We start from the raw sequence: 26,733 nt of genomic DNA, 5'->3' as shown, positions 1-26,733 counted from the left end.
TGATGGCGATCTCACCACAGTTCCTCGATGAACTGCGAGCGCGTGTGGGCCTCGTCGACACGATCTCACGACGCGTCAAGCTACAGCGCAAAGGCCGCGAGCATGGCGGGCTTTGTCCGTTCCACAACGAAAAGACGCCATCTTTTTGGGTGAATGAGGAAAAAGGCTTTTTTCACTGCTTCGGCTGTGGCGCGCATGGCGACGTGATCGGCTTCGTGATGCGCAGCGAACATCTGAGCTTCCCCGAGGCAATCGAGCGACTTGCGGCACAGGCGGGCCTTCAAGTACCCCGGTCGTCGCCTGCCGAGCGCGCCAAGGCCGAGCGCTACAAGAGCCTTGCGACGGCACTCGAGGCCGCATGCGCCTTTTATGAGCGACAGCTCTGCGGGGCCGCCGGCCGCGAAGCGCTGGGCTATCTCCGCGCTCGTGGCCTCGATGACGTGACGATTTCGCGCTTCCGACTGGGCTTCTCACCTCCGGGAAATTTGCTCAAGACGCAACTCATGAAGGAGGGATATACCGAATCGATGCTTCTCGAGGCCGGCCTCCTCGGCCACAACGAGGAGCGCGGGGAGACTTACGATTATTTTCGCGGCCGTGTGATATTTCCAATCGCGGATGCGCGTGGTCGGGTGGTTGCGTTCGGCGCGCGCATACTCGGTGAGGGCACCCCCAAGTATCTCAACTCCCGCGAGAGCGAGATCTTCCATAAGGGAAAGATGCTTTACGGCTTGGCCCATGCCAGGCGCGGGGCGGCCGAGCGAGGCGAGCTGATTGTGGTCGAAGGCTATATGGATGTCATCGCGCTGCACAAGGCGGGCTTCAATGTAGCGGTCGCTCCCCTTGGCACCGCCTTGACGGAAGCCCAGCTCGGCGAGCTGTGGCGTCACGTGGACGAGCCCATCCTGTGCTTCGATGGTGACGCCGCGGGAGGACGTGCCGCGGCACGCGCCGCTGGGCGTGCATTGCCGCTTCTCAAGCCGGGCAAGTCGCTCCGATTCGTAGCACTGCCGGCTGGAGAGGATCCAGATACACTGGTCCAAGGTGCCGGTGCCGATGCGATGCGCGCTTATCTCGACCGCGCCCGTCCGCTCGTCGATTTCCTGTGGGAAAGCGAGACGCTTGCCCATCCGGCGAATACGCCTGAGCGCCGCTCGCGCCTCGAACAGGCCCTTGAGCGTCTGGCTCAAGGTATTCAGGACAAGACGGTTCAGCGCGCCTATCGCCAAGCGCTCAGGAACCGCTTCTGGGACACCTTCGCCCCCCAACGCTTCAAAGCCGGAAAGAAGAGGCGGCCGGGGACTGAAGGCGCTTCGGCCCACATTGGGTCGGCGGGGCTCGGGTCGGGACGGCCGGCCACCGAGGCTTTCGGACCCCGGCAGGTGGAAGTCCTGGAAATGCGCCGTTTTCAAGGCTTTATGGCGGCGGTCCTCAATCATCCCGGCATATTAGATCAGCACTTGGAGGACTTCGGGAATCTCCATCCACCTGGCCGGGACCTTGACAATCTCCGCCAAGAAATCTTAAAGACCTGGACCCCAGATATTGACTCCGGGGCGCTAAAAAACCACCTAAAGGCACTTGGATTCAGTGAAATTCTCGATCGTGTTTTGACCCGGGAGGTCTACGAGGCAGCTCCTTTCGCCCATCCCGCACAAGCCTTTGCGGCGGCGATCAAGGGGTGGCGCCATAGCTACGACCTCCTTTCGCGTAGGCGGGCCAGGTCGGATATTGACGCGGCGGAAAGAGACCATGCCGAAAGCATGACGGAGGAGAGCCTTACTCGTTTGCGTGCGTTGCAGCGCCAGATCGAGGCCGACGGCTTAGGGACGGAGTTCTTGGATCGGGACGAGACTTGAGGCATTGCGGCAAGGTGTTTTGATCATTTGAGGCCTGCCTTCATTTCGCGGCGGGACGTGACGAGCGGCAACAAATTAAAGGTTATGAAGGGCGATCGCGGCATGGCAACGAAGGCGGCAAAGGCCAAGGCAAAAGAACAGGCTGTCAGCGGCAACGAGGCGAGCGATGGCCCGCTCATGGATGGCATGGCGGCCGCAGTCAAAAAGATGGTGGTCCGCGCCAAGGAGCGCGGCTACGTGACCTACGACGAGCTCAACTCCGTACTGCCGCCGGATCAGGTTTCCTCGGAGCAGATCGAGGACACCATGGCGATGCTCAATGAAATGGGCATCAACATCGTCGAGGCCGAAGAGACCGAGGAAGCGCCAGCACCTGCCGCGGCGGCGGGCGAAGTCGAGGTCGAGGTTGTCGAGGTCGAGGTCGAGGTGGACAGCGAGGGCGAAGCGCGCCCGGCCGGCAACATCGACGACGACGAACTCGGTCGTACCGACGATCCCGTGCGCATGTATCTGCGCGAGATGGGAAGCGTGGAGCTGCTGAGCCGCGAGGGCGAAATCGCGATTGCCAAGCGGATCGAAGCCGGACGCGAGAAGATGATCGGCGCAATCTGCGAGAGCCCGCTCACCATCAAGGCGATCGTGCTATGGCATGACGCCCTTACAGAAAACAAGCTGCTGCTTCGCGACATCATCGACCTCGATGCGACTTATGGCGCCGGTCCGGACGGCGAACTGGCCGCCGCCGCCGCCGTAGCACCCGTGCCCGCTGAGGCGGGCGGGGCCGAGGCGGAGGTCGAAAAAGTCCTCGAGGCGATCGACACGGCCGAAAGCGAGGCCGACGCCGACGCGGAAGAGACGAATATGTCCCTTGCGGCCATGGAAATGCACCTCATGCCGCAGGTGCTCGAGACGTTCGAGAGGATCGCGGCGACCTGGAAAAAGATGTCGAAGCTCCAGGAGCAGCGCATAGCCACGTTGCAGCAAGGCGAAGCCTTCGCACCCGCCTCCGAGCGGCGGTACAAAAAGCTGCGTGGCGAGCTCGTCGAATACATGCAGAATGTGCGCCTCAACAATGGCCGTATCGAGCAGCTTGTCGATCAGCTTTACGGCCTGAGCCGTCGCCTCCTCCAGTTTGACGGCGAGCTTCTGCGCCTTGCCGAAAGTGCCGGGGTCAAGCGCGACGCCTTCATCCAGCAATATCAGGGCTATGAAATCGACCCGAATTGGGTCGACGGCCTCCATGAATTGCCGGGTGCGGGTTGGAAGCGCTTCACCGCCAAGAAATACGCCGACCGCATCGAAACGGTGCGCGCGGGCCTGCGCAAGCTTTCGGACGAGTGCGGCCTGCCGATTGGGGAGTTCCGCCGAATCGTCCAGTCCGTGCAGCAAGGGGAGCGCGAGGCAAGCCGGGCCAAGAAGGAAATGGTCGAGGCGAATTTGCGACTCGTGATTTCGATCGCCAAGAAATACACCAATCGCGGCCTCCAGTTCCTCGACCTCATTCAGGAAGGAAATATCGGCCTCATGAAGGCGGTCGATAAGTTCGAATATCGCCGCGGATACAAATTTTCGACCTATGCGACCTGGTGGATTCGCCAAGCCATCACCCGCTCGATCGCCGACCAGGCGCGCACGATCCGCATCCCTGTCCATATGATCGAGACCATCAACAAGCTCGTGCGCACCTCGCGCCAGATGCTCCACGAGATCGGGCGCGAGCCCACGCCCGAGGAGTTGGCTGTCAAGCTCGCCATGCCGCTCGAAAAGGTGCGCAAGGTTCTAAAGATCGCAAAGGAGCCGATCAGCCTCGAAACGCCGATCGGCGACGAGGAGGATAGCCACCTCGGAGATTTCATCGAGGACAAAAACGCAGTCCTTCCGCTCGATGCCGCGATCCAGGCAAATTTGCGCGAAACAACAACCCGCGTGCTCTCCACCCTCACGCCGCGCGAGGAGCGGGTATTGCGCATGCGATTCGGAATCGGCATGAACACCGACCACACGCTCGAAGAGGTCGGGCAGCAATTCTCGGTCACGCGCGAACGCATACGCCAGATCGAAGCCAAGGCGCTTCGCAAGCTCAAGCACCCGAGCCGCTCCCGCAAATTGCGCAGCTTCCTCGATACGTGACGGACGCCCGAAGACAGTTGACAGAGGGAAGCGCCGTCCGCCTTTCTTCTGTCGCTTGTCGTCGGTCTTCCGGTACGGGCCCGTAGTTCAGTGGTCAGAACGCGCCGCTCATAACGGTGTTGTCGCAGGTTCGAGTCCTGCCGGGCCCACCATCATTCGCTTACTCCGTGAGCTACGGCCCGGCAAGCCATTGTCCTGCACGGATTGCGAAGCAGGATGCCCTCCGAAAGCCGGGCCGAAGTGGACGACGGAAAGGAACCGCAATCATATGAAGAAGGGCGCGACGACCACGGGAGAATCTCCCTCTCTGTTGATCGATGCGAGGATCAAGGGTCTCGATGACTGGAGGGGCAAGACGCTCTCCCGTGTCCGGACTCTCATCAAGCAGGCGGATCCCGAAGTGGTCGAGGAGTGGAAGTGGAGGGGGGTTCCAGTGTGGTCGCACGCGGGAATAATCTGCACCGGTGAGACGTACAAGAATATCGTGAAGATGACCTTCGCCAAGGGTGCGTCGTTGGAGGATCCTTCGGGCCTCTTCAACGCCAGCCTCGAAGGCAACACCAGGCGTGCTATCGACTTCCATGAAGGCGACAAGATTGATGAAAAGGCGTTGAAGGCGCTCATTCGCGCCGCCGTGGCACTGAATACGTCGTCGAAATAACCGAACCGAGTGCCCGGGTAGGCCCCGTTTGGTCCCCCATCGCTCAACCGCACTTCCCGATCCGGGCCATCCTGTGGAACCGCCCGATCATATAGGCAGTTGCCATAAATCGTTGCAAGACGGTAGAATATGTTCGCCCGTGGCGGTTAAGCGCATGTGACACGAGTCATAGATCAGAAGCCGAAAGCGATCTCGAGAATCGGCACGGGAATACAAGCAACCAATGCATTCTCGTCGCCACAGTGCCGCGAAATACTAATCAGCGACCGCAGCAAGGGCTGCCTCCATCGAATATCCGGCGAGCGCTTACACAGGCGGGCAACCTGCAAGCGCAAGGTCGGTTCGAGGAAGCGGCGGCAATTTATCGCCGCGTGGTCGCAGCAGCCCCTTCTCTGCCCCAAGCGCATTTTGCGCTCGCTACCGCATACGAGGACCTCGGCGCCTTAGACCAAGCGGCGGCATCCTTCCGCGTCGTGCTTGACCTAGATCCGAACAGCTATGCGGCGTGGGTGAATCTCGGCGCTTGTCAGGAGGATCTCGGTGAAATGGCCGCGGCAGAGGCTTCCTTCGAGCGGGCAATCGCCTTGCGGCCCAACATGCCGGAGGGGTGGTTCAATTTGGCTCACGTGCATGCGGCGGGCGGCGAACACGCGCGTGCAATTTCCTCCCTTGAGCGTGCAATTGCTCTTGCGCCAGATCGTCCCCAAATTCATCTCAACCTCGGCAATTCACTATGGAAACTCGGGCGTCTGGAGGAAGCGATAAATTCCTTTCGCCGCGCCGTAGAACTTAAATTCGAAAATGCCGACGTTTACCTCGGCCTCGCGGCATCGCTCAAGGTGATGGGGCGCATCGATGAGGCAATCGCGGCTTTGGACCGCGCAACGATTTTGGAGCCCGAAAATCCCCAACTGCGCTTTCAACGTGCGTTGGTGCTGCTCCTCGACGGCCAGTGGGACAAGGGTTGGGCCGAATATGAATGGCGCTGGAAGGATCCCACTTTTCCTTCTCCCCGACGCAATTATCCGGTCCCGCTTTGGGATGGCGGGTCACTCCGCGGCAGGCGAATCCTGTTGCATTGGGAACAGGGCTTTGGCGACACGATCCAGTTCATTCGCTTCGCAGCGCTCGTCAAGGCGCGCGGCGCCACGGTCTTAGCCGAATTACAACCACCGCTCTGTCGGCTGTTCCAGCACGTAGACGGGATCGACGAGATCATTCCAAGCGGGTCGCCATTGCCGCCCTTCGATTGCCACGCTCCGCTTATGAGCTTGCCGCGCATTCTCGGACTTCGTCCCGCGAACATACCCGCCTCAGACGGTTATTTGCGGCCCGACCCGGCACGCGTGAGACGCTGGACGACCAAGCTCGGCCCCATGAGCGGACTTAGGGTCGGTATCTGCTGGCAAGGAGCCCCGGCGCAAGTCGACAACCGCTTCCGCTCCATCCCGCCGGCGGAACTCGGCCCGTTGCTGGCACTTCCAGGTATCAGTTGGGTCAGCCTGCAAAAAGGTTTGTCGACCGACGGACTCCGGGAAATCGGGCTTGGCGATTTTGCCGATACGGCGGCAGTGATATCCAATCTCGATCTCGTAATAACGGTCTGCACATCCGTTGCACATGTTGCGGGTGCGTTGGGCAAGCCCACTTGGGTCCTCGTCCATGCCGGCCCGGATTGGCGCTGGCTCCGATCGGGTGAGCGCTCGGCGTGGTATTCGAGCGTGCGGCTCTTTCGTCAAAAGACTCTGGGCGCTTGGGGAGGTGTCCTGCGGGAAGTAATAGAAGCTCTCGCTGCTGCCGTGTCGTCGAAATCGGCAACCTTGTGAGCAATTCACTTCGGCGCAGCCACGGAACGCGAAGGCACTCGCCGGTGAATGCGCGGGCGTGGAAATGGGGCGCCGTCCTATATTCTTGTCGTTCTTGTAGGGGGTTGACGTGCGCCTTGCCGGACGAGAATACGTGTGAGCGTCGCAAAAGCGGCGATGCCTATCATGCGAGACTGGCCAGGAGCGAGGCCGACATGAAAACGTCGAATGGCAGACAATTTCGCCCCCTCTGCGTCGCGGCGATCTTTCTTTCCCTTGCGGCTTGCACGGGCGAAAAGCTCGTCAATCCCGAAGTCACCCCCCCGGGAAGCAGCGTTGCTTTCGCCGACGGCTATACGCCTGGCTGCCTCAGTGGTTTCGCCGATGCGAATCGCGTCGGCTACGAAAATTCCTATACAAAGGACGTTGATCGCTACGCAAGCGACCCCGAATACCGGGCTGGCTGGAATCAAGGACACGATGCCTGTTATCTCGAGGAACAACGTACTCCGAGGATGAATGGCTACTTATAGGTCGCACAATTTAGAGTACGGGCGCTGAGGGAGGAGCCAATTCCAACGTGCTCCAAAACCCATGTCCATTCCCGGGGCGAAGGAATATAAGGGGCTTGGCGCCGCCGTTTTTCCGCCCGGGACCTCGGTCGGCGAGAATGGGCTATTTGTCACGAAGCCGCTTTAGGCGCTGAGATCGTTAGGGAATCCGTCGGGAATGCGGATATAGTGGCTGGAAAATTGCGGGGCTGAAGCAGGGAAAATAGAATGGTTTCACGGTTTGCCGATCGAGCACGTTACCCGAATTTGCAAGCTGTGTTGCGGCTTGCGGTACCCGTTGTGGCGCTCGCGCTGTTGCCCAGTGCGTGCTCGCTCTTTGCGCCCAAGCCGCTGCCCCCGGGAGAGACCCCCGCTGAGCCGCCTCAGGTCAACATAATGGGCGGGCATACCGCCAACGACTTCGGACGGCAGGCGTCTCCGACGGTTCCCGCCATGGCCAACAACGTCGACGCCTCGACCGGCCAGCGTATCGGCGTCAATCGCTTCCTATGGCAGGGTGCTATCGACACCGTGTCGTTCATGCCGCTTGTATCGGCGGATCCGTTCGGCGGTGTCATCATCACCGACTGGTATGCGCCACCCGAAGCCCCGCAGGAGCGCTTCAAGCTCAACGTCTACATCCTCGGCCGGGAGTTGCGCGCAGACGCCGTGCGCGTTGCGGTATTCCACCAGCAGCAGACGGACGGTCAATGGCTGGACGTGCCTACCTCCACGACGACAGCGACCGACCTTGAGGATACGATCCTCGGGCGAGCCCAGAAAATTCGCGGCCAGGCGCTCGGAACCGGGGAGGGCGGTTAGATCGCGACGCAAGTCGTTCGCGGAACGCCGGATTCGTCGCGACTTGAAATCTCCGTCCTCGACCATGTCGCCAAATGATAGGGCGGCGCTGCTATAGCGGCGCCGCCCCAAAATCATATCGACAGTTTTAACACGCTGTGCGGTTCTTCTCGCTCCGCACTTAGAAGACGTACTGCGCGCTGAACTGCACTTGATTGGCGGTGCCACGGCTGCCGCCTGTGATGCCTGCTGTCGAGTTAAGCAAGTTCAGATTTTCGTTGTAGCCCCACATCCATTCAACACCGATGTTCACCGACTTGACGGGGCTCCAAATCAAGTTCACGTGGAGCGACTCGACTTTGTCAAGCTGCGTTCCGGCTGCCCCCCCTTGCGAGTTGACAAAGACGTTCTTCCAGTTCTGCGCATCGATACCGAACACAGCATTCGTCCGCAATGTATCGGTCCAGTTGTGCAGTATCCAGAAGAAACCACCATACTGGAGCTGCGTGTCAAGCGATTGGGTCGATCCACCAGCGCCATTTGCGCGGATGGTAAGGATCGCATCGCCTTGCCTGCCAGAGGTGTCGATGTAGCGGTTGAGGCCCTCGCCGACATAGCCACCGAAGCCGATCTGATCCTTGGCGAAGTACCCGCCGATCCAATTGCCGACATTGATGGTGCCGCTGATGGTGCCGCCACCGCCGATAACATCTTTCGATACACTATTGGTACCAAGGGCGGCTGCTCCCGGTAGAAGATTTCCCTGGGTGCTGCTACCTTGGCCATTGTCGACCGCGAAGTAGCGGAGCACGCCGGCCGCGTTCAGGTCACCCCAGCTATCCGTGTAGGTGGCCCTTGCGGTGATATCCGGCATCCGGTCGACGACGCCATTGGCACCAGTCCGGGGCGAACCCGACCCGACGCTAACTGCAGAGCCGGGCAGGAAGGCTATAGGTGTACCGGATGAGTTCTCTATGTTCGCGCCGACTTCGCCAGCCGGATTCTCAAGACCGGCGGCGAGCTTCCATTTGCCGGTTTTGTAAGTGTAGCTGGCCAGCGCTTGGCGAGCGTAAATGGAACCGACCGGGCCTTCGAAGTCGAGCGTTTCGGCGCCATCGTCAGCGTTGTTGAAGAGCGACTGGTCTTGACCGAACTCCCAGGGGCCCATCGTGGCATAGGCCTTGCGGAGGCGGAAGGCGGAGGAGTTGTTGCCTTCGGCACTACCCGCGCTGCCGAAGAAGTCCCCCTGTATATAGGTGCCTATTTGACCGTAGTTGGTCGGCGTGCGCGTCTCAAACGTCAGACGGGATTGACGCGCATGGGCGCGGAATTGCGGGCCGACATTATTAAGGGCCGAATGGTTGCCTGGGATGCTCGACTCCACGAAGGAGTCACCCATCCTGGCATTGATGCTGTAGATCATATCCAACTTCGTGTAGCCATGGATGGCGACCGAAGTATCGGAGCCCGGCAACTTGAAGGACCCCGGGAAATCGCCGCCTACGACGGCATCCGCGGGTGCTGCCGCCGGTGCGCCGGGTGCGGCTGCAGTATTCGCGTCAGTTGTCGCTGTTTGCTGCTTTTCGAGCTGATCGAGACGCGCCTGTAATTGATTGATCTGGTCCTTCAGATCCTCCGTTTCGCCGGCGAAAGCTGGACCCGCCATCAACGCCACGGCGGCGCCCGAGCCCAGCAGGGCGGTGCGCAGGGTTTTGTTGAACATGGAACCTCCTCTCTTATTGACTAGGTGCGGCTCTTTGATCGCCTCGCGTTTCTTTTTTTCGTTGCCGCGCTGCCACTTAGCTGTCTGGCTCTGTGGTGCTCCGAGATGGACGCGTAACGAACGATCCAACGCTTCGAGAGCAATTCCCCCTGGAACCAGCCTCTACTTTTCTCCATCACTAGGTCGCGAGCGTCAATGAAGGTTTAGTGATTTCTAACATTTGCTTTGTGATAGTGGCGCAAATGCCACAGTCTGATAAATGCACAACAGCCTTGACTTGCCGCATTGAGCGGCGTCGTCGGTATGTTTTACATATTTCTAGTGTTCTATTTTTCTAATTTATTGATTTATCGTAATAAATTGTAGATGGCTGTCTTACAGCCGCTAATGCGTACTGGTCTATTGCCCTTGCTCCTATGGCGAGCTTCACAACTTGAGCGGAACGGGCATCACAGGCTGTGAGCCTAAGTGAGCCGGCTTCTCCCCGCGCGTTTTCGTTGGCCCCCGCAGCTTGCAGCACATGATGGTGCGGAATGGCGTTCGGTGTGAGGGACGCGCGTTCCATGCCGCCGAAGAGGCGTGATAAATCATCACGAAAACGTGACTTACCCTTCCCACGCCAGTTCCGCGCGATGATTGTTGGACTAACAAAGAATTTAGTGTGCAGGCCGGCCCCATTCTCCTACGTATGCAAAGGCGTCACTTTTTTCTGAGCGCTAACCGAGGGTGCACGCCTTTGCCGGCGTGTGCCGGGGTATGACCAATTCGGATGTGTGGTCGCGCCGTGACCTTCTAGGATGAAGAAAGCTGTCCCTCTCGTTCGCATCGCGCTCGGCCTTTTCGTTGCGGGACTGGTTGGCGCCTGCGACGACACGCTCGTCAATCCGCGCGTGCCACCGCCCGGAAGCAGCCCCGCGTTCTCGGACGGCTGGGTCGACGGCTGCCTGAGCGGCTTCGACGATGCTGGCAGGGAAGGCTACGAACATTCATCGGTTAAGAACGAGGCGCGGTTTACCACGGATCCCGAATATCGCGGCGGATTCCAGAAGGCCTATGCGGCCTGTTTCGAAGAAGAGAAGCTTCACCCAAGACTCCTGAGTGGCCACGAGCACGCGACGCCGAACTAATCACGAGGAGTCTTGTTGGACGACGGTTACGACGTCGTCGGCGCGAAGCTTATGACCGGCTCCATCTTTGCCAGTACGTCGTCCGATAGCCAACAGAGCGATTTGTGCCCTTGGCCCAGATCGCGCTCCGGCGGCACTTCCTTTTCGCAACGATTATCGGACACTAGGTGCTTGTACCGGCAGCGCGTCTGGAACGGGCAACCGCGTGGAGGATTCATCGCCGAGGGAATGTCGCCCTCAAGCACGATGTGCTTTTTCACCACGCGCGTGTCCGCGATCGGGATCGCAGAGAGCAGCGCCTCCGTATAGGGGTGGTAGGGTGGCGCAAAGATCTGATCGGTCGAGCCTTGTTCCACGATGTAGCCGAGGTACATGACGATGACGCGATCCGCGATGTAGCGCACGACTGACAAGTCGTGACTGATAAAAAGCATCGTGGTTTTGTTCTTGCGCTGGATATCCATCAAAAGTTCGGTCACCGCGGCCTGCACGGATACGTCGAGGGCCGAAACAGGCTCGTCCGCGACGACGACTTTCGCATTTCCCGCGAAGGCGCGCGCCACGCCGATGCGCTGCTTCTGCCCACCCGAGAGCTGGCGCGGCTTGCGCGTTTCGAACGCGCGTGGAAGCTTCACCAGATCGAGCAGTTCCAGCATTTTTTGCCGCCGCTCGGCCGCGTTTTGGCCGACCTGAAATTTCTCGAGCGTGCGAATGATTTGGGAGCCTACCGTGTGGCTCGGGTTCAGGGTGTCGAACGGATTCTGAAAAACCATCTGGATAGATGACACGGTATGTACGTCCCGCACCTCGATGCCGGTCGACTGGATCTCCTTGTTTCTCAGCGTGACGCTCCCCGAGCTTGCCGTCTCGAGGCCGAGAAGCACCTTGGCCAAAGTCGACTTCCCGCAGCCAGACTCGCCGACGATCGCCACTGTCTCGGACTCCCGCGCTTCGAAGCTGATGGTCTCGTTGGCCTTCACCACCTTGCCTTCGCCCCCGCCAAAAACTTCGTTGGCAGGAACGCGGTAGTACTTCTTGAGATCATCGATCTTGAGCACGGGCGCGCCGGGCTTGATCGGCTCGCTTTGCTTTCCGACCCCCTCTGCCGCCGCCGACCAGTCGATCTCGTTGAAGCGGACGCAGCGGCTATAGTGGTTGTCGTGTCCGCCGACGGCTATCATCGGTATTTCCCCGGCGTCGCAAACACCCTTCACGAAATAACTGCAGCGGGGGCCGAAGTTGCAGCCCTTCGGGCGTTCGTGCGGCAACGGCAACTGGCCAGGGATCGCAACGAGCGGTCTTGCATTCTTGTCGGCGCCGGGGAGTGGGATCGAACGAAATAAGCCCTGCGTATAGGGGTGCCGCATGCGATCGAACACGTCCTTGACCGAACCGGTTTCGACGGCCTCCCCCGAATACATGACCGTAATGCGGTCGCACGTTTCCAGAATCAGTCCCAGATTGTGGGACACGAAGATCATGGACGTGCCAAGCCGCTTGTCGAGGTCTTTCACGAGTTCGACAATGCCGGCTTCGACCGTTACGTCCAATGCGGTTGTCGGCTCGTCGAGGAGGAGTAATGCCGGCTTCGACAAGAGCGCCATGGCGATGACGATGCGCTGCTGCTGGCCGCCCGAGAGTTGGTGCGGGTAGGAACGCATCATCCGTTCGGGATCCGGCAGGCGCACGGCCTTGAGCATCTCGAGGGAGCGTCGATATGCTTCCGCCTTCGACACCTTTTCATGAACGAGTGGCACCTCCATCAGCTGCTTTCCAACCTTCATCGCCGGGTTCAGGCTCGCCATCGGCTCCTGGTAGATCATCGCGATCTTCGAACCGCGCAGCCCCCGCAACTCGGCCTCCGACAGCTCACCCATGTCGCGGCCCTGGAACTTGATGCGTCCGTTGACGATCTTTCCCGTATTGGACAGATCACGCATGATCCCGAGCGAGACGGTCGACTTTCCGCAGCCAGACTCCCCTACGATCCCCATAGCCTCGCCGGGCATGACCGTGCACGAGAAATCCATGACCGCGGGGATTTCTCCAGCACGGGTAAAGAAGGAGATCGAAAGGTTTTCGATTTCCAGGATGGGTTCGGCGGTCTGTCTGACGGCCTCGTCCACGGGTCACCTCCGGTGTTAGTCCTTAAGCGATTGTTCGCGCAAGCCATCGGCCAGCAGGTTCAGGCCGAGCACGAGCGACATGAGCGATAGCGCCGGCGTAAGACCCTGCCACACAAAAAGCCGCAGTTGCGCAACTTGGCTGCCGTCCTTGATCGCTGTACCCCAGTCCGGACTTTCGGGGCCCATGCCAAGCCCGAAGAAACCCAGCGTCCCCAGAAGGATCGTCGTGTAGCCAATGCGCAGGCAAGTGTCGACGATGAGCGGCCCGCGCGCGTTGGGCAGAATTTCCCATAGCATGATGTACCAGGGCGTCTCACCGCGGGTCTGGGCGGCCGCGACGTAGTCACGGGTCTTGATGTCCATGGTCAGGCCGCGCACGATCCGAAACACACCAGGGCTCGACGCGAATACGACGGCGACGAATATGTTGAGTTCGTTCGGTTCGATCGAAATCACGCGGAGTGGATCGGCGTTGAAGACGAGGCCCGCGTAGAGCCACAGGCCGAGGACCAGCGTCGCTGCGAGATAGATGTAGAGTCTCTCCGGCCGCGTCTTGTAGCGCGTGTAAAACAAGACGCAGAAGAAAACGATGGGAATCAGGAACAGCACGCCCGCCATGGCATAGGGAATGGGCGTGTCCATGATGCCGGGCGTCACCAGCATGTAAAAGAGAAGGATGACTGGAAAGGCGAGAACGAGGTTTGCGAGGAACGATAAAACGTGGTCAACCCGCCCGCCGAAATAACCGGCGGGCAGCCCGAGTGCAATTCCCACCAGAAGTGCGATAAGCGTCGCGGCCGGCGAAATGGTCAATACTATTTGCGCACCGTAAACAGCACGGCTGAACACATCGCGCGCCAGTTGATCGCCGCCGAGCAGAAAGACGGTATGCGTCTCCGGGTTGATGGCCCCGGGGACGGCATTCTTCATGATCGATTCCTGCACGCGGGGGTCCAATGGCGCAATGAGGTGGGCGAAAATCGCCGTGAACAGCCAAAAGCAGCAGATCATGACGCCGGCAGCACCGATCGTGCTGTCGAAGAGATGTCCGAAAAGACCGAGCCGCCGCTTGAATTTCCAAGCGCCGACAAGCACCAAGGCCAATGCGATCCAGACCGGCCAGAAGCGCGAGATAAGTCCGATGACGACGCCCAAAATTCCGACTGTCTGCATACCCTGCCCCTATGCGACGCGGATGCGGGGGTTCAGAAAGGCATAGCCTATATCTGAAATGAGTTGGGTGAGTAGGACGAGCACGACCGAAATGAGTCCGCAGGCAAGCAGCATATCGATGTCGTTATTGGAGGCAGCCTGCACGAGAAGCCAGCCAAAGCCTTTGTAGTTGAAAATGGATTCGACGACGACGACACCCGTCAACAGCCACGGAAATTGGAGCATGATCACGGTGAACGGTGCGATCAGCGCGTTACGCAACGCGTGTTTGACGACGACCGCATGGAAACCAAGGCCCTTGAGTCGAGCCGTACGGATGTATTGAGCGGTCATGACCTCCGCCATGGAAGCGCGAGTCATGCGTGCAATGTAGCCGATTCCGTAGATGGCCAAGGTCATCACCGGCAGGGTGAAGTTGTTGAAACTCACGCCTTTCGTCGTCGCCGTCGCCGCGGAGCCGTTGAGCAGCCCGAGCCAGGTTGCAAAAATGGCGGTGAAAATGACGCCGGAGACATATTCGGGCGTCGCTGTGGAGGCGATCGAGATTACGGACAGGATTCGATCGAGTTTGGACCGCTCGCGCATGCCGGCAAGCACGCCGATAAGTAGCGAAACCGGCACCATCACGACCAAGACCCAGAACATCAGGATACCCGTCGCTTTTAGGGCTTCGGGCAGGCGCAATGCCACCGTCGTGCGGAAGGCGGTCGAGCAGCCGAAGTCACCCTCGAGCACCCCGGAGAAATGAGCGGCCGACGGTTCTGCGCAGAATCTGAACCGCGGTACCACTTCGCCCGTCGATGGGTCGATCGCGGGTTGTTTCGGCCAAACCCCAACCCAGCGGCCGAAGCGGACGAAGAAATTGTCGCGGTACCCGTTATGCTGCAGCCAATTCTCGAGATCTTGATCGCTTGCCCGCATCTCCGTTTCGAAAATTGCGAGCTTGCGCAGATTGGGCTCGAGATTCACGAAGAAGAACACGATGAAGCTGAGGCACAACATCGTCAGAAGCATAACGCCGAGGCGTCGCAAGATGAGTGAAAACATGCCCGCCCCCCTGAAGCGATGTCGACCGGCCAGTCAGCTCGCCTTGTTCTACGCCGCGGGGAACGTCGGGAGGGGCTAAACACCCCTCCCGTCGCCCCGGAAGCTATTTGTCGAGCCAGACCTTGTCGATCTGCAATTCGAAGGTCTGGTGCATGAACAGCCCTTTCACGTATGCCGCATGGTGTCGGTAAAGCGACCGCCAGAACGGCTGAATCAACACGCCCGAATCTTGAAGCGTCGCCTCGATGTCCTTCATCAGCGCCTTGCGCTTGGCGTTGTCGGATACGGCGAGGGCGGCGTTGAGCTTCTTGTCGAAATCGGGGTTCGAATAGCCCGTCTCGTTCCAGGCTTCGCCCGTGCGATAGGCAAGCGCCAGCACCTGCACGCCAAGTGGGCGCATATTCCACTCGGTCGTCGACCAGGGATATTTCGTCCAGTCGTTCCAGAAGCTGGAGCCCGGGATCACCGTGCGTTTCACCTTGAAACCAGCCTCACGACACTGCGCGGCGATCGAATCTCCAGGGTTTTTCACGTATTCGGCATCGTAGGAGATGAGTTCGAATTCGTGGTCCATCGCTCCCGCTTCGGTCATCAGCGCCTTGGCCTTGGCTGTGTCCCGAGCGATCTTCGGAAGTTCGTAATATTCCGGATGGATCGGACAAACGTGGTGGTTCTCACCAACCGTCCCGGCATCGTTGTAGCCGAGCTTGAGCACCGTGGCGTTGTCGACTGCAAGCTGCAGGGCATTGCGCACACGCTTGTCGTCGAATGGCTTGTTCTTGATGTTCGCGCGCAGGACGATTGTTGCGGCGGTGACTACCTGTTCCTTGACCAGGCCCATCTTGTCGAGCACCGTTACGGTCTCGCCGACGGTTTGATAGTTCGCATCGATCTCGCCCGACTCGAGCGCGCTGATGATGGCGTTCGCCTCGACGCCGTAGTCCGTGAACTCGATGCCATCGAGATAGGGGTCGCCACCCCACCACTTGAAGTCCTTGCGTCGTTTAACGACCGCAGATTTGCCGACTTCGTAAGACGCCACCTCATAGGGGCCTGTGCCCGGTGTCTTGAGCATGTCGCTGCCCAGCTTCACGAAGTCGCGGTGGATGATAATGGCCGGGTAGTCGGACATGCCCGGAATAAGCGTGATGTCCGGCTGGCTGGTCTTCAGCTTGATGGTATGGTCGTCGACTTTGGTGACGGCGCCATCCGCCACCTTGCCGGTCTTGGAGTCGATGAGGGAGCCCATGCGGCCGGCCATCGAATTTCCTTCGGCCGATTTGTCGCACCAGCGGGTGATGTTAAAGACCACGTCATCGGCGTTGAAGTCGTCGCCATTCGACCATTTGACGCCCTTGCGGACATGCAGGGTGGTTTCGATCGCGTCCTCGCTGATCTCCCAGCTTTCAACGAGATGGCCCTCGAACGTGTACTCCTTGGTGTAGCGCACAAGGTAGTCGTTGCATTGGCGAATAACATTCGCCATTTCCGACCAGTCCCAAGTCCGCGGATCCTTCATTTCTTTGATGATCATCTGCATCTTCAGCACGCCGCCCTTCTTGGGATCGGCTGCCTTGGCCACTTTCGGCACCACAAGGCCGAGCATGCTGTACGCCAAGGCGGTCGAGGCGCCCATGACGCTGGCCAGCGCGAGAAACTCGCGACGGTCCATTTTGCCCGCCTTCGCACTTTCCGCGAGCGATTTGATCACCGCCGGAACGCGATCGCTGTTACTTTTGAACATGGTCATTGCCGCCTCCCAATTTTTGGCCTTCCGTCTTCGCCATGCGCAGGCCTTCGGTCATGGCGCAAGGTTCAAATTCGGGACCGAGAACAGTCCGGTATGCCGATCTTCGAGCGCACTCACGATGCCATTCGAGCGAACCGGACCGCCGCCACCTTTCCCTGACCTCGACCATCGGAATTGGTTGCGCTTACGGCAGTTACACCCGGACTGCCAAACTTTTAATTAGAATGTCCTAATTCCACCGAAATTGGAAGGCATGACACTCGTTGGGATGCGCGATTGGCCCGTAAGCCCGTGGCCGGGTCCTGCGCTGCGAGAGCGCCTCACACGGCGCGCGCGATCCTTCGCTGTCCCCCGCCGAGAAATGCGACCATCTTGCGGCAGTACCATTCGACGAAAGCGATCACGCCAATCTCGGTTTCCTGCGAATAGGGACCTACACGATATCCCGTGGAATTAACGCCGAGTTGATTGCGCTCGACAAGAGTTCCGTCCTGTTTGTTGGTTTCGTCCCATACCTTGATCAAGTTTTTGAGGTCGTAGTCCCGTCCCTCGACCGCTTCGCCATCGACGAGCCAATACGCCGAGACGAGCGTTTGCTCCGGCGCTATCGGCAGCATGCGATAGTGGAACGAATAATCCGCGAGCACATGGTTGAACGTCGTGGGGAAGTATGCCCAGCGCAGCGAGCCGATGTCGCCCTCAGTGACGTTGCCGAGCAGGCGAGAGACGGCAGGCTTGCCGTCCATGGTAATCGACTGAGCACCCTTATCGAGCGGGAGGCGGTTGATGCGGAAATCCTCGTGTTCGCCCTCGGTATCCGCCGAGGGCAGGCCCAGCGATTCGCAACGACGCCAGAATTCGTCGATTCCCGCGATGCTTCTGGGATAGCTCGAATCGTACTCGGTGATGAAGCTGCGGGCCAATTCGGGATGTCCGCTGGCGCAGTGAAAGCACTCGCGAGAGTTCTCCATGACGAGTTTCCAATTTCCGCGCACAATTATGTTGTCGATGTGGGCGAGCTTCGCGTGGGCGAGATCGTGGGGGGCGAGATAAGGTTCGAGTGTGGACTTGTACTCCATGAAGTCTGGCGCCTCGGCCGCGAGACAGATGTATATCAATCCCCCCACTGTCTCCAGATGGACAGGGACCAGGCTATAGTCGGCAGGATCGAAGCCTTTGTGCATTCGTCCATTGAAGCGAAGCCTGCCCGTCAAATCGTAGGTCCATTTGTGGTAGGGACAAACGATGGTTTTAAGGCGGCCTCGATCGGCGGTGCAAATCCGCGAGCCGCGATGACGGCAGGTATTGTAGAAGGCACGCAGCGTCCCCGCCCGGTCGCGCAGGACGATGACCGAACTCTTACCGACGGCCACCGTGAAATATTCGCCCGGCGCCTGGATTTGACAGCTCGGGCCGGCAAAGAGCCAGTGCCGCTGCAAGATCGCGTCGAGATCGAGCTCGAACGCAACGGGGTCATTGTAGAACGCCGACGGAAGGGAAAAGGCCCGTTCACGCGATTGGAGGAGTTTCAGCATTCCATTGGGTGTGATCATAAAGGTTTCCTATGGGTTGGTGCGATCAAACAAATCCGTCGTTCCGCCTCGCCGGGCCATGGCTCAGCGTGGCATCGCCCCGCCAGCCTGACGCAAGCCTCTCCTCCGTTCGGATGAGTGGGGATGGGTGCGGGGGGCTTTGCGTCTCGACTAAAATTTGTCGCAAGCTAGCACCCGGCGCACGTCTCTGCGTCCGTAAGGCTCTTGTGAAGCCCACACCGCAGGCCAAGGGCGGTTATGAGCGTTCGTCGCCAGGATCGCGCACTTTTGCCCGAGACGCAACGACGGCCGGAACCCCGAGCCGAGAAAGTGCGGAGGACAATCTGAAGTTGTGCGAGAGATTTGTGTCTTCGACTTTACCGCGGAACGCCGAGAACGACTCCGAATCCTGGCGTGCGCGTGTCCTGCAGGCCCTTTGAGATGCGCCATTCCTTGAGGGACCGTCTCACCAAATCGGCGGCACGATGGTAGCCTGTTGGCGCAAGATATCGCCGACAAATAGAATCGGCAGGTTGTGCGGTCATGGCAAAATGACCGGGGTGTAGACGGGTTCGAGAACGATGCCACGAAAAACGCGTCACGCATTCCGCATCAAGCGCGTTTACGAACCGGCCGCGGAAGATGACGGCTTCCGCGTCCTGGTGGATCGACTCTGGCCACGGGGAATCTCGAAGGAGAAAGCACACATCGATCTGTGGCTCAAGGACATAGCACCGAGCGACGGCCTTCGCCGTCGCGTACACGCCGACCCGATGAAATGGGACGCATTCGTTGCCGATTACGGAAGTGAACTCAGGCAGGAGCCCGCGCGAAGTGCGGTCGCAAGCGTGCGAGAGCGGGCTGAACGGGAACCCGTAACACTTCTCTACGCGGCGCGCGATGAGACGCACAACAATGCCATCGCGCTCAAGATTTGGCTCGAAAAGCTCAAATGACAAATCCGCCGCCCCGACATTGATCGTTGGCGAGTTCGTATGCGTGCGCCGATTGTTCGACAAGCTGACTTATGCCTATCATTGTGCTCCGGCGGCGTTGCACCAAGCGCTGTCCAACCCCCGCGGGAATCTTCCCGCCTCTTCCGTGAGAGACGAACGTGGAAACCGATTCCACAGTGCTCTTGCTCGAAATCGTGCCGGTTTTCTGCTTCGGCTATCCCTTCGTGATGGCGTTCTACTGGATGATCGGCGCCTTCCTGTTTTGGGTCGGGGTCGAGCATCACTATCCGCCGTTGGAGCGGCCGCCTGCACTGCCGCATTATCCGCCGATCAGCATTGTGGTTCCCTGCCATAATGAAGGCGATACCGCCGACGAGACGTTCGCGGCCCTCGCCAATGTCGACTATCCGGATTTCGAGATCGTCGCCGTAAACGACGGCAGCCGCGACAATACGGGCGCCATCCTCGAAGGCCTAGCGGCACGGATGCAGCATATGCGCGTCGCGCATCTCGAAAAGAACCAAGGCAAGGCCACGGCGATGAATATTGGCGCGATGCTTGCGCGCCACGAGTTGCTCGTCCTGATCGATGGGGACGCGCTGCTCGATCCACATGCGCTGCGATGGATCGCGTGGCATTTTCGTTTGCCGCACCTCGGGGGCTTGACCGGCAATCCGCGCATTCGCAATCGCACGAGCATCCTGGGGCGCCTGCAGGTTGGCGAGTTTTCCTCGATCGTGGGACTGATCAAGCGCGCCCAGGCGACCTATGCGCGCCTCTTTACGGTCTCGGGCGTCATTTGCGCTTTCCGCAAACGTGCGCTCGCGGACGCGGGCTGGTGGTCTCCGCATACCTTGACGGACGATGTTGACGTGACGTGGCGAATCCAGGTGGCGGGCTGGCGCATCACCTACGCGCCCAATGCCGTGGTGTGGATCTTGATGCCCGAGACGCTGCGCGGCTTGTGGCGGCAGAGGCTTCGCTGGGCGGAAGGCGGCGGACAGATGCTGATCGACAATTTCGTGCCGATGATGCGAGGGGTAGCACCCAGCCTTCTGCCTGTATACCTCAATGCGGCCCTCAGCGTGCTTTGGTCCTATTGCATTATCCTGACGACTTTTCTCGGCACCTTGCACGGCGTCGGCTTGCCCGTATTGACGCGGGTGCCAACCTTCTCGCTCATTCCCGAATGGTACGGCTTGACGCTTTGCCTCACCTACCTGGTGCAAGCAATCGTCAGCACGACGATCGAGCGCCGCTTCGAGCCTGGCATAATGCGCTCGCTCTTCTGGATCATCTGGTACCCGCTTGCTTTCTGGGCGCTCAGCGCCCTGACGGCTGCGGTGGCACTCCCGCGCGCGGCCATGCTCAAGCGTGCCGCACGCACGACCTGGGTCAGTCCCGACAGGGGTTTGCGATGAGCGGCGAGATGCGACCGCCCTGGCCGCCGATCATCACGGATGCGAAGGAGCCGAGGCTTATCGTATGGCGCGATCGGCTCCTTACCGTGGGCATGTGGATATTGTTTCTCTATCTTCTGCGACACGGCATCCATGTGGTCCTCGACATCATCACCGATCTCTTCGGGCACGATCTCGGGGCGCCCGATCTGAATTGGGCGCTTTGGTGGAGCCGACTCCAGCCCTACCTCGTCGTCGCCATCGTCCTCGGCTTGTGGTTGCTCGCGTGGGGCTTCGTGGCGCTGAAACGGGCTCGCCAGAACATAACCAAGCCTCAGCCTCCGCCGCTGACTCTAGCCGAGGAAGCGCGGCATGCAGGGTCGAGCGAAGCGGATCTTCTTGCTTGGCGCAAGCTGCCCACAGCAATCGTCGAACTGGATGAGCGGGGGCGCCCTTCGGTCCGTGCTGGATCGCAAAGTGCATCAGAATCGGTTCGGGCAAATTAGACGCAATTCGATGCCGGCCGCGCCCGATGCGAAGCGCGTGCTTCGCTCTTGATCCTATCTTTCCTTCTCCCGGTTGGAGATCGAGGGCGATGGGCTCTTTCGCGGGCGCGCCGCACGCCACACGCCCACTGCGAGAGCGCCAAGGCATCCGCCGAGCAGAGAACCTCCAGTGACCATCGTGGGCGCTGCCGTCGCTTTGGCAAGAATGGCGACGATACCGACGACGGCGATGGTCGCCGCCGCGATGAACTGATCCCCCACAAAGAGACCGACGACCTCGCGCATCACCGTGCGGGGCAGGCTCATGCCGCGTGCCTTGCGGCGATCCGCCGCGCTTGGAGGGTCGCGAGAAGTCCGACAAGGAGGAACGCGGCCACGAAGGTGAGCAGGGCGAGGTCGTGGCCGGGCCAGTCGATGCCGAGTCCCTCTCCAGTCCAGAACACGCCGAAAGAGGACAACATCACACCGACGCCGAATTTGAGGGAATTTTCCGGAACCCGTGCAAGCGGGCGGTGAATGGCGACGCCGACCGCAAGCACCAGCACGAAAGCGGCGATTGCCCCAAGGCTCGCCGGCCATAGCAGGCCGCGGCCAGCCCCCACGGCGATGACAATGAAGACGACTTCGACCCCCTCAAGAGCCACGGCCTTGAACGCCGTAACGCCGGCGATCCAATCGAGCCGGTCTTGACGACGTTGAGCCTGATCCTGGAGATGCCTCGCCTCCGCATCGAACGCGGCGATCTCGTCGTGGAGCGCCACGACGCCCGCTGCACGCAATATGGCCTTGCAAAGCCATCGCATGCCGAACAGCAAAAGCAGGATGCCAATGGCAAGTTGGAGCAAGTGGAGCGGCACACGATCCAGCATTGGACCGAGCGCAAGGATAAGGGCCGCGAGAAAGGCGAGTGCGCTGATGCTTCCCAGTATCGCGGGCCGCCAGCCCTGGATCGTGCCGACCGCAAGCACGATGGTGAATGCCTCAACCACTTCGACGAGGGATGCCGCAAATGCAGCCCCGATCGCCGGCGCTGCCACGGCCCAGGAGGCCGGTTCCATGTAGCCACTCCCCAACGCATGCTGAACACATCGCAAGATCGAAGTCATGTAGCACTAACCGACGCCACCCGCACGATCTCGCTTCATCAGGCGCCGATGCGTGCCGACATAGTTGTGTGACGGAGCTGTACTGAAGGACAGGCCGAACCGGCGGAAGTCTCAGCCGAACGACGTTAAAACCAACGGGTCCAGCGTCACGGGCCTGATCGTGCCATGCTCGAGGCGAACGATCCGGTCGGCGGAGGCAATCGTATGGGGCCGATGCGCAATGATGATACGGGTCATGTTGAGCGATGCGACCGCATCGTTCACGATCTTTTCGGTATGAAGGTCGAGGTGTGCTGTACCCTCGTCGAGCATCAGGATTTTCGGCCGCGCATAGAGGGCTCGCGCAAGCAGGATGCGCTGCTTCTGCCCGCCGGAGAGCACGGTGCCCATGTCGCCCGTGAGCGTGTTGTAGCCCATCGGCATGCGCATGATGTCGTCGTGGACGGCGGCGATTTGCGCGCACTGCTGGATGCGTTCGAAATCCATGTCCGGGTCGAAGAAGGCTATATTGTCGGCGACGCTTCCCGACATCATGTGATCGTCCTGCATCACGGCGCTGGCGGCGTGGCGAAAGGTCTGTAGGCCGATCATGCTGAGGGGCTGCCCGTCGATAAGAAGATGGCCGCTCGTCGGCGGCACCAGGCCCAGCATGACCTTCATCATCGTGGTCTTGCCGCAGCCCGACGGACCCGTGATCGCCACGCATTCGCCGGGTTCGACGGCGAACGACAAATTCTCGAAGATGAACGGCTCCGTGTCGCCGTAGCGGAAGGAAACGTCCGAGAGTGCAACGGCGCCGGCGATGTTGCGCCGGACCGCGGGCGCTTCGATGCCCTTCTCCTTGGCCGTGAGACCGATGTCGGCAAGGCGGCTCAAGTGAATGTCGAGCATCCTGAAATCGATGATCGTCTGAACGACGCTCAGCGATTTCGATACGAAAAAGTCGCGGTAGGAAAGAAAGGCGAACATCATGCCGATGGTGAAGGATCCGTCGAGGATCATCCGTGCCGCGAGATAGATCACGAGAATCTCCTCGATGCCGAAGAAAAGATCGTTCGCCATCGTGAAAAGGATATTCGCGCGATTGACGCGAAAACCGATATTCACCGTCGCGGAATAGAGGTTTTGCCAAATGCTCTGGCGCTCGACCTCGCGGCTGAAGATTTTGATGGCGCGCGCGGCGCGCACGTTTTCCTGGAAATTCGTGCTTTCCTTCGCCTTGGCTTGGATTTGCTCTTGCGACTGGAGGCGCAGGTAACGGTAACGGACGACCCGGTAGAGGCTGTAAAGGAAAAGTGCCCCGACCACGACGAGGGCGAGCGTCAGGCTATAATAGAAGATCAGCACGAGCGTGGTGATCGCGAGCAGGCCGTCGACGATCGATCCCACGATCCCGTGCGTCAGCAACTGATTGATCGGGTCGGTCGAAGCGAAGCGGGAAACGATGTCGCCGATGTGGCGCTTTTCGAAGAACGGCATCGGCAGCCGCATGAGATGGCTGAACAGGTTGACTTCGAGCTGATAGCCGATCGTGCTACCGAGATAGAGCTGGATGTAGGAGCGCAGCGCCGAGGTCGCCATGTTGATCAGCTTGAGGATGCCGAATCCGATGGCGAGCACGGGGAGTAGGTTGGCGTCGAAGCGGGTCAACACCTCGTCGACGACGATCTGGTTGTAAAAGGGGCCCGCGATCGCGACGAGCTGGAGAACGACGGATAGCAGGAAAATCTGGAAGAGGACGGGAATGAGGCCTTTTGGGTTGCCGACGACGTCGGCGATCCGCATGCGTTCGGTTTCATCTCGCTTGCGAAAATTTGGTGTGGGCATCAGCTCGAGTGCCACGCCGCTGAAATGTGCCGAGACCTCGGCAATCGAGAGTTCGCGTTCGCCGACGGCCGGATCGTTGATGCGCACCTTTTCGCCCGACACCTTGGTCAGCACGACGAAATGGTTCATGTCCCAGTGAAGAATCGCCGGGCGCCGGATGCGGCCGAGCGCTTCAAGCTCGAGCCGAAGCGGGCGACAGGCAAGGTCCATCGCACTCCCGGCTGCCATGATGCCTTTGAGCGTCGTGCCGGTGAGCGATATCGATACGCGCTGGCGCATCCCGTGCAAGTCGGTCTTGAGCCCGTGATAGGACGCGATCATCGCGAGGCAGGCGAGCCCGCATTCGGTCGCCTCGCTCTGGAGGATGACCGGTACCCGCTTCGGGAAGACGAATTCGAGAAGATTGAGAACCGAAGGAGCGCTCATAGCGCGCGCCCGAGCCGAGCAAGCGGCGACAGGATCCACCCGATCAGCTTGCGCCGGTCCAGAATGATATTGGCGCTGAGTTGCTCGCCCGCCTGCAACTGGATTGCATCGCCTTCGGCGTCGATCGTCTGGGAATCGAGGGCGACGACCGCGCGATACACGGGTTCCCTGAGCCCGAGGATTGCCGACACGTCGCCCGGGGCGAGAATGGTCTTCGACACGGTTTCGACGTGGCCGATATAGGCGCCGAATCGCTCGTGCGGGAATGCTTCATAGAGAAGACGCACTTCTTGGTTCGGCTTCACGAAGCCGATCGCGCGGGAGGGGATATATATCTCGGCTTGGAGCCTGCTGCCGGAGGGCAGGATCGCCATGACCGGCACTCTCCCGTCGGCGGCCCCCCCGACCGAGACCTGAAGTGAGGACACCCGGCCGTCGACGGGTGCGCGCACCACATAGGCCCGGCGTCCCTCGATCTCGGTCGCGCGCTGGTCGATCTCCAGCAGCGACGCGCGGAGCTTGGATATGCTGTCGGCGGCGTTGACCGTGAGTTGCGCGAGCTTGTTGCGCGCCTGAGCGAGATCGTATTGGCGCGCCACGATTTGCTGTCCGAGCTCGGACTTGCGTTGAGCGCTTTGGAGAAAAGCCTCGCGTCGGCGTCGGTATTCATTTTCGGCAAGAAATCCCTTTTTCATCAGTACTTCCGCCGCTTCCACGTCCTTGCTCGAAAGCTCGCCCAAGTAAGTCTGGATGGCGCGTTGGCGCTCGAGCTGCTCGATTTCGCGGTTGAGACTTTCGACCTCCGTCGTGAGGCCCTGGCGCTCGGCGTTCGCGTTCGATTGCGCGAAGTTGATCTGGGACTCGATTTCCTTCTTCTGCCGCGCGATCACGTCGAGCGTGTTGGTATCGGCGCGCCCGCCTTCCTCGGTCGATTGCTCGACGAGCACGCTGAGAAGCGGGTCGTTCTTCTTCACGATTTGATTTTCGACGACGTTCACCTCGGTGATGGTGCCCGCGGCCCGGGCATAGACTTGCACCACGCCGCCGCTCGGCACGAGAAACCCTTGAACGGTTTCCTTGCGCGCATATTCGCCCCAGAAGAGATAGCTCACGATGGCGGCGACCGTTGCGATGAGCAGCCACGCAAGGATGCGCTGGGAGACCGGCTGATAGACAAGGACCTCGCCATGCAGGCGCAGGCGCTGATGGTCAATGGCTTCTTGCCGGAAGAGCGAGAGTGTCATGGGGGGGCAACCCGCCTGCTCGGGATAAAGGTCGGCGCAGTTCGTCCCGTAACCCGCGAGCCGCCCAAGTAAATTTGGACAAATCGGAACTGGTTGAATAATGTTCTAATATACATTTTCTCTAATATTTATTTTTCCTTGGGCTCTCTAAGAATAATCCTTCACGATTCGTTCGTGCAACTCAAATTATATTGCCATTCTCGCTAGAATTCTTTTCGTGTATTTGCTAAATGTTGTCCCCATCGGACGACGCACAATGTCCGCGTCAGACGACCAATCAACGAAGGGAGCAACTCATGAACGATAGAAACGACCTGGGCGTTGTGGAACTCACCGACGCCGAAATCGAACTCGTCGCTGGCGGCTGCCCTAATTGCAAAAATGTTGGGGGTCAGGTACCGGGTTGCCCATGCCCGAATCCCCCTGGTTCTGTCCTCCCTAAAATGCCGCCAATTCATCCGCACTGAATGCCGGAGATTCATCCGACGCCTGAGAAGAATTAGGGCGTGCGGTGCGGCATTCGGCGGCGCTCATCCAGAATGGAGAGCGTTGCCGAAGGCCGCAGCGGAACGGAAGCCCGGCTCAGCCGGGCTTTTTTGTCATTCGGTATCATCCCGGCCGTCATGGCCATTCCCTTTTTCGTCATGGCCGGGCCTGGACCCGGCCATTCACATCTTTCTGATTTCGGGAAAAGACGTGGATCCTCGTGACGCCCCCGGATCGAGGGTCGGGAGCCTCGATGGACGCGCGTCATAGGCGCCTCGATTCAAATCGATGCCCCTTCATAGTAGAGAATGTTCAGGTAAACTTCTCCGGGGGTGGACTTTTGACGCGCAACGCGGCGCCGGGCCGTTCCATCGCTGCCAGGATCGCCTTTGCGAGCGACAATCCGCATTGCGCGATGAGTCGCGACGGAACCGCAGCACTTTCGCTCGCGCGTCGCCAGTCCTCGAAGGCCCTCGCAGCGCCGATGTGTCGTCCTA

At 59.9% G+C, this 26,733-nt stretch carries 20 protein-coding genes and 1 tRNA gene; 11 read left to right on the top strand and 10 right to left on the bottom strand.

Annotated features, from left to right (window positions below):
• The first annotated feature begins 2 nt into the window (after positions 1-2).
• The 7 genes from dnaG to VEJ16_02140 all read left to right on the top strand — a co-directional run bounded on the left by dnaG (position 3) and on the right by VEJ16_02140 (position 7,828).
• Positions 3-1,859, top strand: a complete 1,857-nt coding sequence (gene dnaG, locus VEJ16_02170; GenBank protein ID HYB08459.1) for a DNA primase — start codon at positions 3-5, stop codon at positions 1,857-1,859.
• A gap of 102 nt (positions 1,860-1,961) precedes the next feature.
• On the top strand, positions 1,962-3,989 hold the full coding sequence (gene rpoD / locus VEJ16_02165; GenBank protein ID HYB08458.1) for an RNA polymerase sigma factor RpoD: 2,028 nt from the start codon (positions 1,962-1,964) through the stop codon (positions 3,987-3,989).
• Between the two features lie 76 nt (positions 3,990-4,065).
• Positions 4,066-4,141: transfer RNA gene (locus VEJ16_02160), tRNA-Ile, on the top strand.
• Between the two features lie 116 nt (positions 4,142-4,257).
• On the top strand, positions 4,258-4,650 hold the full coding sequence (locus tag VEJ16_02155) for a DUF1801 domain-containing protein (GenBank protein ID HYB08457.1): 393 nt from the start codon (positions 4,258-4,260) through the stop codon (positions 4,648-4,650).
• A 242-nt stretch (positions 4,651-4,892) separates the two neighbouring features.
• A complete protein-coding gene (locus VEJ16_02150; protein ID HYB08456.1) occupies positions 4,893-6,476 on the top strand; it encodes a tetratricopeptide repeat-containing glycosyltransferase family protein in 1,584 nt (527 codons plus the stop codon).
• Positions 6,477-6,670: 194 nt separating this feature from the next.
• A complete protein-coding gene (locus tag VEJ16_02145) occupies positions 6,671-6,988 on the top strand; it encodes a hypothetical protein (protein HYB08455.1) in 318 nt (105 codons plus the stop codon).
• A 246-nt stretch (positions 6,989-7,234) separates the two neighbouring features.
• Positions 7,235-7,828, top strand: coding sequence for a DUF3576 domain-containing protein (locus tag VEJ16_02140; protein HYB08454.1), 594 nt, complete (start codon positions 7,235-7,237; stop codon positions 7,826-7,828).
• 160 nt (positions 7,829-7,988) lie between these two features.
• Here the strand turns inward: VEJ16_02140 and VEJ16_02135 are convergent, their stop codons facing one another.
• The gene (locus VEJ16_02135) at positions 7,989-9,530 is read right to left on the bottom strand and encodes a DcaP family trimeric outer membrane transporter (protein ID HYB08453.1); all 1,542 of its coding nucleotides are present in this window, start codon (positions 9,528-9,530) and stop codon (positions 7,989-7,991) included.
• A 797-nt stretch (positions 9,531-10,327) separates the two neighbouring features.
• Between VEJ16_02135 and VEJ16_02130 the strand changes: the two genes are divergently transcribed.
• Positions 10,328-10,657 carry a hypothetical protein gene (locus tag VEJ16_02130; GenBank protein HYB08452.1) on the top strand — a complete coding sequence of 110 codons (330 nt, stop codon included), beginning with the start codon at positions 10,328-10,330 and terminating at the stop codon, positions 10,655-10,657.
• Positions 10,658-10,683: 26 nt separating this feature from the next.
• On the opposite strand, the gene VEJ16_02125 is transcribed toward VEJ16_02130, so the two are convergent.
• From VEJ16_02125 to VEJ16_02105, 5 genes are all read right to left on the bottom strand, one after another.
• Complete coding sequence (locus VEJ16_02125; GenBank protein HYB08451.1) at positions 10,684-12,783, bottom strand: ABC transporter ATP-binding protein; 2,100 nt, start codon at positions 12,781-12,783, stop codon at positions 10,684-10,686.
• Between the two features lie 15 nt (positions 12,784-12,798).
• Entirely contained in the window at positions 12,799-13,956 is a 1,158-nt protein-coding gene (locus VEJ16_02120; protein HYB08450.1) for an ABC transporter permease, read from the bottom strand.
• A 9-nt stretch (positions 13,957-13,965) separates the two neighbouring features.
• Positions 13,966-15,003: an ABC transporter permease gene (locus VEJ16_02115; protein HYB08449.1), complete on the bottom strand. Its 1,038-nt coding sequence runs from the start codon at positions 15,001-15,003 to the stop codon at positions 13,966-13,968.
• Between the two features lie 103 nt (positions 15,004-15,106).
• Positions 15,107-16,753, bottom strand: coding sequence for an ABC transporter substrate-binding protein (locus VEJ16_02110; protein HYB08448.1), 1,647 nt, complete (start codon positions 16,751-16,753; stop codon positions 15,107-15,109).
• A 320-nt stretch (positions 16,754-17,073) separates the two neighbouring features.
• The gene (locus VEJ16_02105; GenBank protein HYB08447.1) at positions 17,074-18,306 is read right to left on the bottom strand and encodes an aromatic ring-hydroxylating dioxygenase subunit alpha; all 1,233 of its coding nucleotides are present in this window, start codon (positions 18,304-18,306) and stop codon (positions 17,074-17,076) included.
• 560 nt (positions 18,307-18,866) lie between these two features.
• On the opposite strand from VEJ16_02105, the gene VEJ16_02100 reads away from it, so the two are divergent.
• The 3 genes from VEJ16_02100 to pgaD all read left to right on the top strand — a co-directional run bounded on the left by VEJ16_02100 (position 18,867) and on the right by pgaD (position 21,147).
• Complete coding sequence (locus tag VEJ16_02100; protein HYB08446.1) at positions 18,867-19,241, top strand: DUF488 family protein; 375 nt, start codon at positions 18,867-18,869, stop codon at positions 19,239-19,241.
• Positions 19,242-19,399: 158 nt separating this feature from the next.
• Positions 19,400-20,662 (top strand): poly-beta-1,6-N-acetyl-D-glucosamine synthase, encoded by a 1,263-nt coding sequence (pgaC, locus tag VEJ16_02095; protein HYB08445.1) that lies wholly within the window; start codon positions 19,400-19,402, stop codon positions 20,660-20,662.
• Positions 20,659-21,147 (top strand): poly-beta-1,6-N-acetyl-D-glucosamine biosynthesis protein PgaD, encoded by a 489-nt coding sequence (gene pgaD / locus VEJ16_02090; GenBank protein ID HYB08444.1) that lies wholly within the window; start codon positions 20,659-20,661, stop codon positions 21,145-21,147. Before pgaC ends, pgaD begins: the two co-directional genes overlap by 4 nt.
• 54 nt (positions 21,148-21,201) lie before the next feature.
• Here pgaD and VEJ16_02085 read toward each other — a convergent pair whose 3' ends face one another.
• From VEJ16_02085 to VEJ16_02070, 4 genes are all read right to left on the bottom strand, one after another.
• Positions 21,202-21,453 (bottom strand): hypothetical protein, encoded by a 252-nt coding sequence (locus VEJ16_02085; protein ID HYB08443.1) that lies wholly within the window; start codon positions 21,451-21,453, stop codon positions 21,202-21,204.
• Positions 21,450-22,205 (bottom strand): hypothetical protein, encoded by a 756-nt coding sequence (locus VEJ16_02080; protein ID HYB08442.1) that lies wholly within the window; start codon positions 22,203-22,205, stop codon positions 21,450-21,452. Before VEJ16_02080 ends, VEJ16_02085 begins: the two co-directional genes overlap by 4 nt.
• A gap of 159 nt (positions 22,206-22,364) precedes the next feature.
• Positions 22,365-24,506: a peptidase domain-containing ABC transporter gene (locus VEJ16_02075; GenBank protein ID HYB08441.1), complete on the bottom strand. Its 2,142-nt coding sequence runs from the start codon at positions 24,504-24,506 to the stop codon at positions 22,365-22,367.
• Positions 24,503-25,750 carry an HlyD family efflux transporter periplasmic adaptor subunit gene (locus tag VEJ16_02070; protein ID HYB08440.1) on the bottom strand — a complete coding sequence of 416 codons (1,248 nt, stop codon included), beginning with the start codon at positions 25,748-25,750 and terminating at the stop codon, positions 24,503-24,505. Before VEJ16_02070 ends, VEJ16_02075 begins: the two co-directional genes overlap by 4 nt.
• Positions 25,751-26,733 lie beyond the last annotated feature (983 nt).

It is taken from the genome of Alphaproteobacteria bacterium, assembly GCA_035625915.1.
Lineage (GTDB): Bacteria > Pseudomonadota > Alphaproteobacteria > JACZXZ01 > JACZXZ01 > DATDHA01.
The sequence above is the reverse complement of the archived record's forward strand: the minus strand, read 5'-3'. Positions and strand labels throughout refer to the sequence as shown.